Annotated in this window: 10 protein-coding genes and 1 pseudogene; 2 read left to right on the top strand and 9 right to left on the bottom strand. The window is 39.2% G+C overall.

All coding sequences use genetic code 11. The annotated features are described in order from the left end of the window. Positions 1-23: 23 nt before the first annotated feature. From J2Y67_RS04405 to J2Y67_RS04380, 6 genes are all read right to left on the bottom strand, one after another. On the bottom strand, positions 24-1,451 hold the full coding sequence (locus J2Y67_RS04405; protein WP_310171065.1) for a S1C family serine protease: 1,428 nt from the start codon (positions 1,449-1,451) through the stop codon (positions 24-26). Positions 1,452-1,611: 160 nt separating this feature from the next. Further along, positions 1,612-3,036, bottom strand: a complete 1,425-nt coding sequence (locus J2Y67_RS04400) for a sensor histidine kinase (protein ID WP_310171186.1) — start codon at positions 3,034-3,036, stop codon at positions 1,612-1,614. Beyond that, the gene (locus J2Y67_RS04395; RefSeq protein ID WP_310171063.1) at positions 3,026-3,727 is read right to left on the bottom strand and encodes a response regulator transcription factor; all 702 of its coding nucleotides are present in this window, start codon (positions 3,725-3,727) and stop codon (positions 3,026-3,028) included. The genes J2Y67_RS04400 and J2Y67_RS04395 overlap by 11 nt, the downstream gene beginning before the upstream one ends. A 230-nt stretch (positions 3,728-3,957) precedes the next feature. Next, a complete protein-coding gene (locus J2Y67_RS04390) occupies positions 3,958-4,908 on the bottom strand; it encodes a sugar phosphate isomerase/epimerase family protein (RefSeq protein ID WP_310171060.1) in 951 nt (316 codons plus the stop codon). A 41-nt stretch (positions 4,909-4,949) separates the two neighbouring features. Then, complete coding sequence (locus tag J2Y67_RS04385; RefSeq protein WP_310171058.1) at positions 4,950-6,248, bottom strand: MFS transporter; 1,299 nt, start codon at positions 6,246-6,248, stop codon at positions 4,950-4,952. A gap of 128 nt (positions 6,249-6,376) precedes the next feature. Further along, a complete protein-coding gene (locus J2Y67_RS04380) occupies positions 6,377-6,763 on the bottom strand; it encodes a RidA family protein (RefSeq protein ID WP_310171056.1) in 387 nt (128 codons plus the stop codon). Positions 6,764-6,922: 159 nt separating this feature from the next. Between J2Y67_RS04380 and J2Y67_RS04375 the strand changes: the two genes are divergently transcribed. Continuing rightward, positions 6,923-7,603 (top strand): helix-turn-helix transcriptional regulator, encoded by a 681-nt coding sequence (locus J2Y67_RS04375; protein ID WP_310171053.1) that lies wholly within the window; start codon positions 6,923-6,925, stop codon positions 7,601-7,603. A 306-nt stretch (positions 7,604-7,909) separates the two neighbouring features. Here the strand turns inward: J2Y67_RS04375 and J2Y67_RS04370 are convergent, their stop codons facing one another. The 3 genes from J2Y67_RS04370 to J2Y67_RS04360 form a co-directional block, all read right to left on the bottom strand. Beyond that, entirely contained in the window at positions 7,910-12,061 is a 4,152-nt protein-coding gene (locus tag J2Y67_RS04370; RefSeq protein WP_310171051.1) for a S8 family serine peptidase, read from the bottom strand. 211 nt (positions 12,062-12,272) lie between these two features. Then, complete coding sequence (locus J2Y67_RS04365; RefSeq protein ID WP_310171049.1) at positions 12,273-12,914, bottom strand: response regulator transcription factor; 642 nt, start codon at positions 12,912-12,914, stop codon at positions 12,273-12,275. Then, positions 12,889-14,748 (bottom strand): GAF domain-containing sensor histidine kinase, encoded by a 1,860-nt coding sequence (locus J2Y67_RS04360; protein WP_310171047.1) that lies wholly within the window; start codon positions 14,746-14,748, stop codon positions 12,889-12,891. Before J2Y67_RS04360 ends, J2Y67_RS04365 begins: the two co-directional genes overlap by 26 nt. A 272-nt stretch (positions 14,749-15,020) precedes the next feature. On the opposite strand from J2Y67_RS04360, the pseudogene J2Y67_RS27900 reads away from it, so the two are divergent. Beyond that, positions 15,021-15,155: pseudogene (locus J2Y67_RS27900) on the top strand (DinB family protein); the annotation flags it as partial. Positions 15,156-15,252: the final 97 nt, after the last annotated feature.

The raw sequence follows: 15,252 nt of genomic DNA, 5'->3' as shown, positions 1-15,252 counted from the left end.
ATTTTGCAACAAAACATGCAGACTTATTTAGATAGCTTTACATCGATCGTTTTGAGCTTACCATTTCGGTATACCCCAAACTTAACAGTATCTCCTACATTCACTTTCGTATATAAATATTTACGTAATTCGGAAGAGGAACCGATTTTCGTGCCATTCATGGAAACAATGACATCCTTCACTTCTAGTCCTGAACTAGCAGCAGCCGATTGTGAATCCACTTGGGTAATCATTACCCCTTTTTGAATATTGCTAGGAAGGTTTTGCCAATAGATTTGCGGAATTTGATCTAAATCTTCAAGACCAATGCCGATGTATGGACGCTCAATCTTTCCATTTTTGATTAATTGATTCACAATTGGAATGGCATCATTACTTGGAATCGCAAAGCCTAAGCCTTCAACGCCGTTTTCGGAAATCTTAAGACTGTTAATTCCGATTACCTGTCCTTGTGAATTAATCAGCGCACCACCGCTGTTTCCCGGGTTAATGGCTGCATCGGTCTGAATAACATTTGTATCCCAGTTCCCTGCAGAAGTATCAACAGAAATACTGCGATTGGTTGCACTGACAATCCCCTGTGTTACTGTTCTTGATAGGTTAAGTCCTAACGGGTTACCGATAGCATAGACTTGGTCACCAGGTCTTAGTGAGGAAGAGTCCCCAAAACTTGCCGTTCCATTCACATATTTTGCATCAATTTTAAGAACTGCTAAGTCCGTTAAAGCATCTGTGCCAACGACCTCAGCCTTTGTTTTTTCTCCATTATATAAAGAGATTTCGAGTTTTGAAGCCCCTTCGACAACGTGGTTATTGGTTACGATATAGGCATAATCCTTATTTTTTTGGAAAATTACGCCGGATCCCGAGCCGCTTTCGACACTTTGTGAAGAATTAGATTCAGAATTAGAGTTAGAGTTGCCAAAGAAATCATAGCTTTGCTGTTTCTGATAGTTGACAATTCCAACAATCGCCTTTGATACCTTTTCAACGGTATCCGCAATGGACGAATCTGAAGTTTTTGCTTTTGCCACTGTTGGCTGTGCTGTCACTGGTTTTACTTCCGTTGGTGCTGATTGATTATCCGCATTCTCAAAATAATTTTTCATATAGTCTGTATGCGGAAGAATCGTTAAGGTTAATACAGATCCGATTACCCCAGCCGCTAAGGTGGATGCAAAGCCTTTTAAATTTCTTTTTTTACTGCTTTTCGGGTTTTCATTGGAACGGGTTGCTTCCATAACGTGAGAGGCGCCAGTATATTCTCTGTTATTCGCGTCTTGTGTATTTTGAGTCTCATAGGATGCTCGGCCAAAATCATGAGTATTGGGTTGGTCAAAATTTGTTTTCCCAGCGTCCGATTCGTTTTGAGAACTTGCCGGCACGGTAAGGTCAAATGCATTGGTTTCGTTTTGCTCATTTTCATGGTTAAAATCGTCTTTATAATTCATAAGCTTTCGATCTCCTTTTGCTTATTATTGAATCATTTATTTATTCTTACTTTATCCAACAAATATGACAAAACTATTAACAAACTTTAAATGGTTTTGTAATAAAACAAGAAAAAATATGAATATAATGCTTTTTTATGGTATTAAAAAAACTGCGAGTTCACTCCGCAGCTTTTTTTTCATTTTTAAAGCGAATGACAAACTTTGTTCCTTTACCCTTTTCACTAAAAACATCAATTTCCCCATTATGGAAAACAATTAATTGTTTAACAATCGAAAGACCTAAGCCAAACTCACCGTATGGATTACTGGTTCTGGAGATATCCGCTTTATAAAAGCGATGCCAAATATTCTCGACTTCCTTCGGGTCAATTCCAACACCTGTATCTTCAATTTCGATCATTGTATCGTTCTGTTCCGTCCTGCCTCTCAGCCAAATGGTTCCATTTGTTGTGAATTGGATACTATTCTTAGTGATATTAATCAAAATTTGGATGAGGCGGTCATAATCGGCATTTACATGCACATCCGGGTCTGCCTCCACAACAATTTGATTATTTTTCTCTTCCGCCTGCAAATATAATTGCTCTTGAATAATTTCAAGCACTTCCTGGAGCTGTATATCTTCCCGGAACAGCTGAATTTGATTCGAGCGAATTTTATCATAATCCAAGTTTTCATTGACGAGACGAATCAATCGTTTCGCTTCCTGACTAACAAGGTTAATTCCTTTTTCCTTATCTTCCTCAGGAATCATATTGTTTTTGAGTCCTTCAATTACTCCGCTGATGGTCGTTAATGGCGTTCGCAATTCATGGGAAACATCGGACATAAACTGCCTTCTTCGATTTTCTAAGCTTTCAATTTCTTCCATGGAACGATTGATTTTATTGACCATATGATTGAAATCACTGGCCAATTCACCGATTTCGTCAAAGTTGGAAGCTGGTACATTCACATGGTAATTTCCTGCCGATACAAGAGATGTCGCTTCTTGCAGTCTTTTAATTCGATTTACATGTAATCTTGATAAAAGATAGCTGAGCAAAAAGGAAACCCCTAGTGCTATGAGAATGGTGTAGAGTAAAAACTGATTGACCTTATCAATCATCGCACTTGTTCCACTAATAGGTGATGCGATAAGAATTCCACCGTAAAATCGGCCGTCATTTAAATACGGTTTCACGACAAAGGTTACACCTTCTGTATCAAACGTTTTATAATCGGCATTTACCACAAGGGTATGACCTTTAGCGATTTCCTTTAATTGATCAGGGTCTAAATTCCTGATGGTCGGCCCGCGTTTTCCGACAGTATAAAGGTTAAAACTTTGATCAAACATACTAAAGGTTATTTTTCTTTTTTCTAGGACAGAGCTGTATTTATTAATAATTTGACCTGATGCCTCTGGGTTACGGTCAATATCGGATAGAATGGCCTTGCCATATGAAATCAGTTCATCCGCCTTATTTTCGAAAACTAAATTTTCAACATAATGGGCAAACAATAGACTTAAGACTAAAAAAGCAACAATGATAATGCTAATATGGCTAAAAAATTGCTGATAAGCATACCTAAATTTCATCCGTTTTAATCGACTCATCGAACTTATATCCAACTCCCCATACAGTGTGGAAGAAAGGTTTTCCTATCATTTCTACTTTTTTCCGCAGCCTTTTGATGTGAACATCAACGGTCCTCTCATCCCCATAAAACTGGTAGCCCCAGACTCTTTCCAACAGCTGTTCTCTTGAAAAAACTTGCTTTGGATGCTCGATCATATAATATAACAAATCAAATTCTTTTGGCGTTAAATTCGTAATTTGCTCCCCGTCTACAATGACCTCCCGGGTATTTTTGCTTATTTTAAAATGATTGGTCTGGAAATATTCCTCTTGGGGCTCCGTTACCTGGTTCTGAAATCTCCGTGTTACCGCTTTAATTCTTGCCATTAGCGTGAGCGGGCTGAACGGCTTTGTCACATAATCATCGGCACCCATTTCGAGACCAAGCACTTGATCGGACTCACTGTCTTTTGCTGTTAGCATAATAATGGGCACCGAATGTTTTTCTTCTCTTATTTTCCGGCAGATGGTAACCCCGTCCATTCCCGGCAGCATCCAATCGACAATGAGTGCATCCCATGTCTCACTTTTAAAATGGTTATAACCCTCTAGACCATTATTGACAAATTCGCCTTGAATCCCTTCTTTGGCAAAAAACATTTCAATCATGGTGCATACACTTTTATTATCCTCGATCACTAGTATTTTCAATATGATTCATCTCCTACATGAAAAACTACTTACTTCAAGTGTATACCAATTTAAATGCTAATCAACACAATAGGGGATTTCTTACATACTCTTTAAAACTTTGTTCATAGTTTATTAATAATTGGGATTAGTGAAAGGTTTTATGAAGCTGTTGGGGAGCTGATATGTTGAAAAGCCCTTCTGCAAAAGAAATAGAGAGATTCCCGAAAGAACCTCTCCCTGTTTTTTATTTAGCGGCAGTATTTATCCCTTAATGCAAGTGCATACCTAACCGATTGCTCAGCACCTTTTTCTTGATCCTCAATCATTTGTTCTAGAAGTTCTTCTGGCGGATAATAGTAATCCAATGGTTTAATTACATTTAAATCATAAGGAGGTTGTACCACCTTAAATGCTCCTTCGCCTACTGCAAAGACTCCGCCTGTACCAAGTTCTCTCTTAAAATGGATGGCATACGGGAAGCACATTTCAACATTGATTCTAGTTAACATTGAATTCTCAACCAATATTTTAAAACTTTCTTCCAAATCGATATTGCCTGTCCCAGCAGGTACGCCACATACCCTGTAATCTTCACCATCATGGACGATAATATGATCTTTAAAATGAGTTGTAAAGGCATATGGGGCTAATTTTCTTACAGCTTCCACCGGGTCCTCCCATGCCATCATTCCGTTCCCAAGATCACAATGTGCACCGACCCAAGGGCTATTAATCTCTTTAATAATGTGAATCACTTCATCCGCTAGTTCTTCCTCATGATTTTCCACGGCAAGCTTGATTCGATATTTCTTCAACAGCGGCACGATTTGTTTAATATCCTCAGGCGCCCTTCTTAATCTTTCCGGGTCGTACTCTCCCATGCAGGCATATGTACGAACTACATCCGCGCCAATTCGATGGGCAGCCTCAATGACCGCTGTTAGATGTTCCGGATCAGTTCCATTTGTATCGATTTCAGCGAAAAATCCATACTTTTGAATTTCTTTTTTTACTCTTTCCAAGTATTCCGGTTCAAATGATTCCAACGTTCCCCATCCCGGCAGCCCTGGCCATGGAACTATATTGATCATGACACCGTCTAATCCTAATTCAGCTGTTTTTCTGATAAAACTGAAGATATCCATTCGCCCTGTTATAAACTGCAAGTGAAAACTTTCTGTTTCTAAGCCAATTTTCATTTTGTACACATCCTTATCTCAATTTATGTTTCGAAAACAAATTAGGCATTGATTTGATTTGACTCCAAATTTTGTTGGAGTGCTTTTTTCTTATTTACCATTTTCACCAAATAACTGCTAATAATGAACCCTATTACCGCAAACCCAAGCATGGTCAAAAAGACATGCCGATATCCGGTTATCCCCGGGGATCGGTCCAGCATGCTTCCATAAAGCGTAAACGCGAACATGGAAGGTGCATAGCCTACAAGGCAGGCAATGGAAACCGCTGCACCACTTATTTCTTTAGGGACCCCGACTTCATCTATTGGCGCAAAAAATACTGCTCTTTGTGTAAAGATGATGGCGCCGTATGCCAGTGTAAAGATGATGCCAATATATACATTCAGATGCTGATGCGGCAGCATAATAAAGATAATCATGCCAATAATGGATGCCGCAAATGCCACCCGCAAATATTTAGATGGGGATTTAAACTTCTTATCCGCAAGAAATCCGCCAATCGGACCACCCACCATTTTCAAACAATACTGATTAATGATCCCATATACTCCAACTAAAGCGACAGGAATGCCATAAATGTCTTTTAAGAAAGGAATAAAGTATGTCAAACCAATATAAACAGAATAGACCGAAAAAATCGTGAAGGCCACTACCCATATTTCCGGCATTTTGATCGCTTTTAAAGCCCCTTCCAGCGCGGCCTTATTTTTGCTGACTTTTTGGCCTTTCTCATCTACCTTCGTAATGACATCATCTTCAAGAAGGATATATAAAATAATAGCGCTCACAATCATAGTGATTGAAAAGAAGATGATAGCGCCTCTTAAACCCGCAGCACCTTGTCCAAGCCATTCAAAGATTCCCAGCGCTGAAAACGCTACAACCGTATCGACGATTCCTCTTCCTGCTTCCAGAAAGCCAAACATTCTCCCTTGCTCATCTGAATCCCCCAGCAATCTTACCGTTTTGACTAAGACGGGCCAAAAAGCGATTTCTGCAAATAAAGCAAAGAGCCCCCAAATGACTAATATTTCATAATAACTTGGAAATGTGGTTAAGTAGAAGCCTGTTGCTCCAACCCCAATTAAGGCAATTGGCATTAATTTTTTCTTAGAAAAGCGATCGGCAACATACATGGAAATCAGATAACCGAATGTCTGAATAAAAGCATAAACAGATAGCGTTACACCAATTTGTGTATGGGTTAAATGAAAATACTGCATCATCGGGATATAGAAGGCATCTTTTAACCACGGGAGTTTAAAAACTGTTCCACCACCCAATATTAATACACCAAGCGTAAACCATTTTTTTGTGTTTTTATTTTGATTCGTCAATATTAAGTCCCTCCTAAAATAGATGATTAAGTAGAAAAAATAGGCGAAAGGGCTTACATAAATGGTTAAATAAAATGCTATCTCACCACCTTGCAAGGTCGTTATTTTAATAGAATCATTTGAATCTACTAATTAATATTTCGTACACATGCAATGACTTCGATTTCCACTAAAGCGTCCTTAGGTAAGCGGCTAATCTCCACTGCACTTCTAGCAGGATAATTTCCAGTAAAGTGCGATTGATATACTTCATTCATTTGCGTAAACGTATTCATATCTTGTAAAAAAACAGTTGTTTTCACGACATGTTGTAAATCGCTTCCAGCAGCTTCTAGAATGGCTTTTACATTTTCTAATGATTGCTTCGTTTGTTCTGCAACGGATTCCGGCATTTCATTTGTACTTGGGTGAATCGGAAGTTGTCCCGATACAAAAAGCAAGTCTCCCATTTTTACAGCTTGAGAATAAGGTCCAATGGCACCTGGTGCATTGTTCGTTGAAATAGTGTTTTTCATTGCATTTCCCCCTGTAATAAAAAATTATTGTAATGATTTAATTTTATTATAATGTATAATTATTATTACAACAACTGAAATTTCAGAAAAACATCTAGTTGAAATTTAAAAAATCTTTGCTAAACTAAAAATGACAAATGGAAATTGAAGGTGCGATGAATGATGGTAGTGACAAATGTCGAAAAGCTGAAACAGTATATTCCAATGGTGCATTTTATTGCTGACATAATGGGGGAAAATTGTGAGGTTGTTTTACACGATGTAACGAACCCTGATCATTCTATTATTGAAATAGTGAATGGACATGTTAGCGGAAGAAAGATTAATAGTCCCATTACGGATCTTGCTTTGAAAATAATAAAAGAAGAAAGCTATAAAGATCGAGATTATATCAGCAATTATAAAAGTAGCTCAAAAAAGAATAAGACACTCCGTTCTTCGAGCTATTTTATTAAAGATGAAACGAACAAAATCATTGGCATGATTTGTGTTAACATGGATATTTCCGATGTTTTAAACGCTCGAAACATTTTGGATCAATTCATCATGATTGACAAGCCCAAAAATGATCCTGTCGAGTCATCAAAGCCTACCTTTGATGCACATCTTTTTGAGAATTTTGAAGAAAATATTGAGGAACTTCTCTTATCTCTTATTAAAGGGGTTTTAGCAGAGTATGACATTCCAGCAGAGCGGATGTCCCCACAGGAAAAAATAGATGTGGTAAAAAAACTCAATGAAAAGGGAGCTTTTTTACTAAAAGGCGGGGTAAGTGAGGTTGCAAAATATCTAGATGTATCAGAAGCGACTATCTATAGATATTTACATAAAATAAAATAATGGATTTGTTTTACCCAATTTTTGAAATAAAAATGAGTATAATAGGGATTTACTTACCGTATTTTGTGTTTCATATAATGTCGATGGAACAACCATCATAAAATATGCTCTTCCTCTTCATTGAGTATAATTTGAGAATGACATTGTGAAAATCTACGTACCATCTACATATAATGTAGATCAACCCATTGATAACACACCATATGTTAATAAATCACTGGAGAAATTCTCAAAAATGTTTGGAGGGGCAACTAGGTAAAAGGGAGCAATGCTTTGCATTCCTCCCTTTTTGAACAACATCCCCTGTTATTGTTTCGGCTCAAGACCGACAAGACGCAGGAAATATGCCAAATCTTTCTTGCCATTGCCGAGTGATTCTTTTGGCTGCTTTTTAGCAGGTGCATCCGGTCCCTTCGTTAAGAAGTTTTTCTCGACGAAGCGAATATCTGTTTTGTCCACCACGCCGTCTTGATTGAGATCTTGCGGCACGATCGATGGATCATTCGTACCATAGGCCTCTGCTATACTTTGAATATCGAGAATATCAATCATGCTGTCGTCATTCACGTCTCCCGCAAGACTTTTAGCATTTATTCTAACATATTGCCCGCGCATCTCACCGTCTACAGAATATCCAGGAATGAATTTCTTCATCGCTTTTAGATGTCCCGGAACATCAATAACAACTGTGTGTGCTTCAGTAGAAGCTGGGATACCATTAATCTTGTAGTATCCATTATTATCAATTGTTCCCTTATATTTTTTACCGCTTGGGGACATCACATATACTTGGGCACCGATTTTTGTATAATCCGCTTTTCTCAAATATTGAGCACCTTCAGGCCCCATCAAAAATGCTTGCGGTCCGATATAACCCTGCACACTCGAATGCGTTAGAATAAGGTTAAAATTTTCCGTGTTGTAAAAAGGGATGGCAGTAACTGCTGTTTGTCCCGCTTTCATATAAGACCCCTGCTTGACATCAAATCTGATCACATTATCGAAATATGCATCACTTACTACTTTGAACGTTACATCAAGGAAAGGCATATCTCCATCCATACCACTGAATGCATTCCCTTTCATAGATGCGCCAACTTTCACCGTATTATTGTAAGTTCCTTCTGTCACGACAGGTTCTTGCAGCGATACCTCTAAGCCTTTTTCCTTCGCGTACTCGTTTGCCGCATTGTTCAGTTTCACATTCTCAAACTTGAACAGATCGTTCATGTATTCGACTTGGAATTCCCCAGATACAAGCTGTTTTACATTATTGAGGCTGAGTGTCATCGTAACTGTATCGTCAACTTTCACATCTTTCTTATCGTAACTAGAAGTCGTATATTCCGTTCCTTCTTTTACGAAGAAATAGTGTTGTTTTTCCATTGCCGTTGCCAAATCAAACGTAGTCAAAACCAAATTTAAAGGTCCTTTTGCAATATCACTTGCCTCAATTCCGAATTTTACATCTCCATTCGCTTGGATCAGGAAGTATCCATCTATGAACGGAGAGTTTGCAGAGTAACCCATTGTGTTGGAAGATTGATCATAGCTTAAGCCTTTTGATTTTAATAGATCCACTGTCGCATCCTTTGCTGTTCCATGCAGCCATACCGCTTTTTGGCCATCCTCTTCCGTAAACATAGAGTCATTGATCTCAATCACGCCCGGTTTTTTATCCATATTTACTTCCGGTGCTGTATTGTCCACGATAAGCGGATTATCTGCAACATATGATTTCCCTTCCTCATCGTGCGCAATCATTTCCAATATATAATCACCTGCTGGAAGCTTCACAGGAATATCGCCAATCGGCTTGGAAGGATCATTTGTAAATGGATAGACAGTACCGCTGAATGCTCCTATAAGATAAGTTTGTACGTCTGTCTGTAATTTACTAGTGTTCGCTGTTCCTATAAAACCTACAGCTTTTCCTGTTTTACTGTCCTTAACAAGCACATCGATTGTTTTCATTGGGCTATTCAACTTCATTATTCCGTGGACCGCAGGATTTAAATATTGCCAGTAAGGTGTCGTATTTGTTACGGATGGTGAAGTCGTTTTTATATATTCAAATCCCTTTTCCGTCACCATGACAGCGAATGGAATTTGATACGTTTCGGCTGGATTGTTCGCATTGGTCACATGAATATACCCCTCGTATCTACCTTTCGCTGCACTAGAAGGAATCGTAATTTTAGGCTGCAACTCCTGTGATTTTCCGCTTGCTACTGTAATGGATGCAGGCACATCAACTTGTACACCGTTCTTCACTGCATCTTGAATACCCGTACGCTCGCCGTGATACTCCACTTCTACTTTAAAGGATTTTTCTTCTTTGCCGTTGTTTTGAACCGTCACTTTTGTGCTCGCTTCAATTGGTTTATCATCTTGCTTAAAATGTCTGCCGAACATAATAGAGCCTGTTTGTTCGTCAATTTCGACAACATTTCCGTTCTCAATATTTTTTGTTTTGTCCCATACTTTGATGGATGTATCCGTATGAACAGCTTGATACGCGTCGATGCGCCCTGAACCCACTTCGTATACGGAATATTTCCCATTCAAATCATCAGATGTGTTCATAAGAGCTGCTTTCACATCGAAAGGAGTGTAATCTGGATGCTCCTGCAAAATTAATGCTGCTGTACCTGTCACGTGAGGAGTCGCCATGGATGTTCCTGATAGGCGTACATATGCATTGCTGTAATTAATGCCATCCTGCGGATCATTGATATATTCCGGTGCAGTTGAGAAAATTGATACACCAGGAGCAACTACATCCGGTTTGATATCATAATTTCCGTTTACAGGCCCACGTGAACTGAAATCAGCTAAGTGATCACCTTCCGTTTTTGTATTGCTCAGCGTTTCGAATTTGAAAGATACTTCACCTAGCCCCTTTAACCGTTCACCATCTGCTTTTGATAGGCGGAAAGACGGAATTAAGCCGACAGCCTCGCCCAAGTAGGCAGGTATTTGCCCGTCAACATTGTTGTAGACGATCACTGCTTTAGCCCCAGCGTTTTTAGCATTTTTGATTTTTTCATCAAACGTAATTTCCCCACGCTCAATCAATGCAAGTTTCCCGCTGACATCTTTCCCTGTAAAATCAGCTGGTTTACCAAGTCCCGCAAATACTATTGGTAAAGATTGTCCTTGTAAATCTTCTAACTTATCAGAAAAATCTTTACCTAGAAGCTGCATATTTTCAAATCTCTCGGCGGAAACGCTTCCATTAAATGTCGGAATGGTCATGGAAACATCGCTTGCCCCTACTGAAATGCCGAGAGCTGCCGTTCCTGGAGAGCCAAGAGTTTTTTCGTTCGGTCCGGAGTTGCCCGCGGCAACGACGGCCACCAAGCCTGAAAGCATAGCATTATTCACAGCTACAGAAGTGGCGTATAAAGGATCATTCGTCTGGGCGCCGAGCGACATATTGATGACATCCATGCCATCTGCAATCGCCTTATCGATTCCAGCAAGGATTCCCGCTGTATTTCCTCCACCCCAAGGGCCTAATACTCTATAAGCATATAAATCTACTTCAGGTGCTACCCCTTTCACAGCATAATCGACATTGTTTTTCTTTTGAGCTGCAATTGTTCCTGCCACATGTGTACCATGATTTGTGTAATACACGTAGCCTAGAGATGTTGGCTTACCAGCTTTTATCCAGTCCTCGTATGTCGTTTCCATTGGATCGGCATCATTATCAATAAAATCATATCCGCCTTTATAAGCATCTTTTAAGTCTGGATGATTGTAGTCAACACCTGTATCAAGAACACCGACTTTAATGCCCTTACCGGTAATGTTCTCGGCATGAAGCTTGTCCACGCCAATTTGCGGAATACTGTCTGCCATTTTCGGATCGATGGCTTCTTTCGTTTTTACCGGCGGTTCCACTTTTACCTCGTAATCTTTAAAAATACGTTTAACGACTCCAGATTGTAGCAAATCCTGCACTGCCACGCCAGGCAGCGTCATCGCTACACCGTTGATGGCGTTGGTATACTCTCTTGTGATGTTTACATCTTCTGCTTTGTATTTGCTCACGTTTTTCTGTGATTTCAATGATTGCACATGTTCTTTAAAAGCTTTGTGAGATTCTTTTACTTTTTCATTAGCAGCAGAAGAAGATAGTTTCTTTCCTTTCGCTGCTTGCTTCATTACTTCAATTTTCACCGGCGCCTGTTCAAATTCCACGATGACTTTGACTAATTCCGGACTATTCGTATTAATATCCGGAGAAATCGTAAAGCTTGGTTTGGCATCCAATTGCTCTAGCGCCTTTCTTTGTTCTGAAGACAAGCTCTTTAGAATTTCTTCTGCATGATCAGCTGGATTCAGCTCATAGGTGCTTTTCGCCAATACGTTATATGGAGTACCTTGAGATAGTAACATGCCAACAGCTAATGTTCCTGTAAGGATCTTCCTTTTCGTTTTTCTCTTCATACCGCATCCCCTTGTCCAATATAATTGTTTTTACACACAAGCCATTTACAAATGAATGTATGAAACTAGTAAACTATGTTTCGACTCTTATCATCCCACATTTCCACTTTTCTGAAAATTAAACATAGGAAGTAAATTTTGCTGTTATTGGTTCTATACCAACATAAAACAAAAGAACTATCCGCACCTTATGTAGGCGCAAGATAGTTCTTTAAGAAAACGGAACAAGGTGATTTCGAACGGCATAAATGACTGCTTGTGATCGGCTTTTCACATTTAGCTTTTTGAAAATCTTGTTGATGTGAATTTTGACGGTCTTATCACTGATAAATAAGGCTTCAGCGATTTCTTTATTGCTGAGACCTTTGACCAATTCAAACAGTATTTCTTTTTCACGCTCTGTCAGCATATTTTCATTTGATTCTGATTTCGTTTGCTGGTGATGATATGTAATTAGCTTTTTGGTCATACGAGGATGAATAATAGAATCTCCTTGTGATACCATTCGAATGGCCTCCACCACTTGTTCAGATGATGAATCCTTCAATAAATAGCCATCTGCACCAGCCCGCAGTGCTTCCATTAAGTATTCATCATCTTCATACATCGTCAACACAAGAACGCGGCAATTCGGATATTGACTTTTCACGAGTGACGTAACCTCAATTCCATTTTTCCCAGGGAGATTGATGTCCATCAAAATACAATCAGGTCTACACTCCTCTACTTTCTCCAATACCTCATCCCCGGAAACGGCTTCTCCTGCAACTCGGATGTCAGTTTCGAGATCCAGTATACTCCGAATTCCATCACGTAAAACTGTATGATCATCTACTAATAATACTTGAATCATGATATCCCTCCTTTGTTTCTGAATCTGGAAATAATAATGTAATTTCAGTACCTTTTCCTGCTGAACTATCAATCTGAAGGGTTGCACCTAACTTTTCAGCTTGTTCATTCATATGCAAAATGCCATAATGAGGCTCATGCTTTGTTTTAATCATGGATTCAAAAAGGGAAAAGCCAACCCCGTTGTCTTTCACTTTTAAAAGCACATGTTCACTTTGATAGCTTAGGAGAATGCTAACTTCGTCCGCTTGTGCATGCTTTATAATATTCTGCAAGCTTTCCTGTAAAGTATCGAAGATGACTCGTTCTTTTGTAAAACTGAGTGTTCGAGAACGGCCCCTTTCATGATATTTAATCGCTAGATCATTTTCTTGTTTTATCGATTGAATTTTATTTGCAATTGCTTGTTTTAGCCCTAGCCTTTGGGTAGGATAAGGCTTTAAAGCATAGATAGAATAGCGAACTTCGCCTAAACTCTTCCGTAATTTTTTTATACTTTTGTCTACCGCTTGCTCCATGTTTCCTGATTGATCCGCGGACTGCCTCAGAGCGGATTCCAGCTGAAATATGACACCGGCTAATACTTGTGCAATTCCATCATGGATCTCACGGGCTAGCCGGTTTCTTTCTTCCAGAATGATTCGTTTTTCCTGTTCGGAGACGAGAGACCGCGTTTTAAGCAAGCTGCCCAATTGATTGGCAAACGTAGATAAGGACTGTATATCTTCGGTAATAAAACTCGCCCCCCTGCTCTTGCCTGCAACAAACATTCCAACCAATTCATGATTGACTTTAAGGGGTAAATAGACAAGGGAACGGATGACATCATCAAACACTCCATCCCCCGGTGACATACCCGGCTTCCAATCAGCCACAACAACCGTTTCGGATATCGTGTTAAATTCTTTTTGCAGATCAGAAAAATCGGAAGAAGCCGCATGAACTTTACCATCCGTTAGCAGCAGATTCCAGTTTCCCTCATCTTTTGCCCATAAAGCATAGGCCTGGATTCCCAAGAATCCTTTCAGAGATTGTTTCATCTGATGTAAGTTTCTCGAAGACAGTCCTTGACTTAACTCCGTCGTAATCGAAAAAAGGTTATATAATCGTTCTTTTTCAATCCGTATTTGTCTAGAGAATGAACTAATGATACAGATGGCTATAAGCGGAAAAAAGAAGAACAGAACGAGTATTCCATCCATCTCCCCGCGATACTGGTGAGTGATGATTTCGATGAGAGAGGAGTAGAGTATACAAAGACTGGCACTCAGAAAAACCAGTATATTTTTTTGGTACCACTGTTCCAGTAAATAGGGCTGGGGAAGAAGCACCATTAAAAGATCGTAAAAAAAACCATTGAAAAGGCAAAAAAATACGCTGAATAAAAACAAGCTGATGACTGCCTCATATAAAACAGGCAGGTTCAGTCCCGTCATTATCAAAGAAAGGCATTCGTCGGAAACCCAATCCGCTAAAAAGATACTAAGAGCAAGTTGAGAACAATTATATACAGTCCTTTGCATCGGTAAACGGCGCAGCAAATGGGTGGATAACATCGCACTTACACAAGCCACAACCGTTATATGGATGCCAAACATCTCATTAATGGGATAAATAAGCGCAAGGCTAAGGGTAATGCCTCCTCTCCCAATACGGATAGGAAAGTACTCGGTAATCCCCATAAACAAAATGAACAAGAGAAGGATAATAGGATCAGAAGGCATTTTACTTTTAAAGAGGGACATGATCATCGTAATCAAACCAAGGAAAGAAACAGAATAAAGATAAACACTCGTTAATTGTTCTCGCGCAGAAATAGAGTCTATCTTTTTCAAACCGATCCCTTCCTTTATCTTCTAGAGTCTACTATTACTATTATTATGCAACAAAAAACCGGTACTGGCAAAATGGAATAATACCACTAGCCAATCACCGGCTGCGCTAACCTTAAATGGTAAGACACAATCCTAGTATAATATTTGATACGTCATTTGCCTGCTCATCAAATGTTATAATTTGTAATCGCCTTATGCACTAGGCGTATAGTACAAAAGATATAGACAGAATCCCGTAAAAGGCCATTAAGCTAAGGGACTTTTTTAGAGGTATTTGTGGACCCATTGTGTTTTGGCATTTAATAACCAAGTATCCAAACCTAATTCAGGTGATTCAGCTACTGGCTGTACATGAAAAACACCATTCTATAATTATTAAAAATAACGATAGAATGGTGTTTGTTTAAATGAAGCATAGGGAGAACCGGCCACTTCACTAGCAAAAAGGACTGACATCACCTGTGCCGGAATTTTTTCTTTGAATCCCATAGCTCGTCGTGCTAG

The organism is Neobacillus niacini (assembly GCF_031456445.1).
GTDB classification, from domain to species: domain Bacteria; phylum Bacillota; class Bacilli; order Bacillales; family Cytobacillaceae; genus Neobacillus; species Neobacillus niacini_I.
Note: the sequence above shows the minus strand (reverse complement) of the source record. Positions and strands in the feature narration are given on the sequence as shown.

Excerpts from the sequence above, each read along its gene's own strand:
- J2Y67_RS04390 (WP_310171060.1), bottom strand. The coding sequence starts at position 4,908 with ATGAAAATTGGCTTAGAAACAGAAAGTTTTCACTTGCAGTTTATAACA.
- J2Y67_RS04400 (WP_310171186.1), bottom strand. The coding sequence starts at position 3,036 with ATGAAATTTAGGTATGCTTATCAGCAATTTTTTAGCCATATTAGCATT.
- J2Y67_RS04375 (WP_310171053.1), top strand. The coding sequence starts at position 6,923 with ATGATGGTAGTGACAAATGTCGAAAAGCTGAAACAGTATATTCCAATG.
- J2Y67_RS04370 (WP_310171051.1), bottom strand. The coding sequence starts at position 12,061 with ATGAAGAGAAAAACGAAAAGGAAGATCCTTACAGGAACATTAGCTGTT.
- J2Y67_RS04365 (WP_310171049.1), bottom strand. The coding sequence starts at position 12,914 with ATGATTCAAGTATTATTAGTAGATGATCATACAGTTTTACGTGATGGA.
- J2Y67_RS04405 (WP_310171065.1), bottom strand. The coding sequence starts at position 1,451 with ATGAATTATAAAGACGATTTTAACCATGAAAATGAGCAAAACGAAACC.
- J2Y67_RS04380 (WP_310171056.1), bottom strand. The coding sequence starts at position 6,763 with ATGAAAAACACTATTTCAACGAACAATGCACCAGGTGCCATTGGACCT.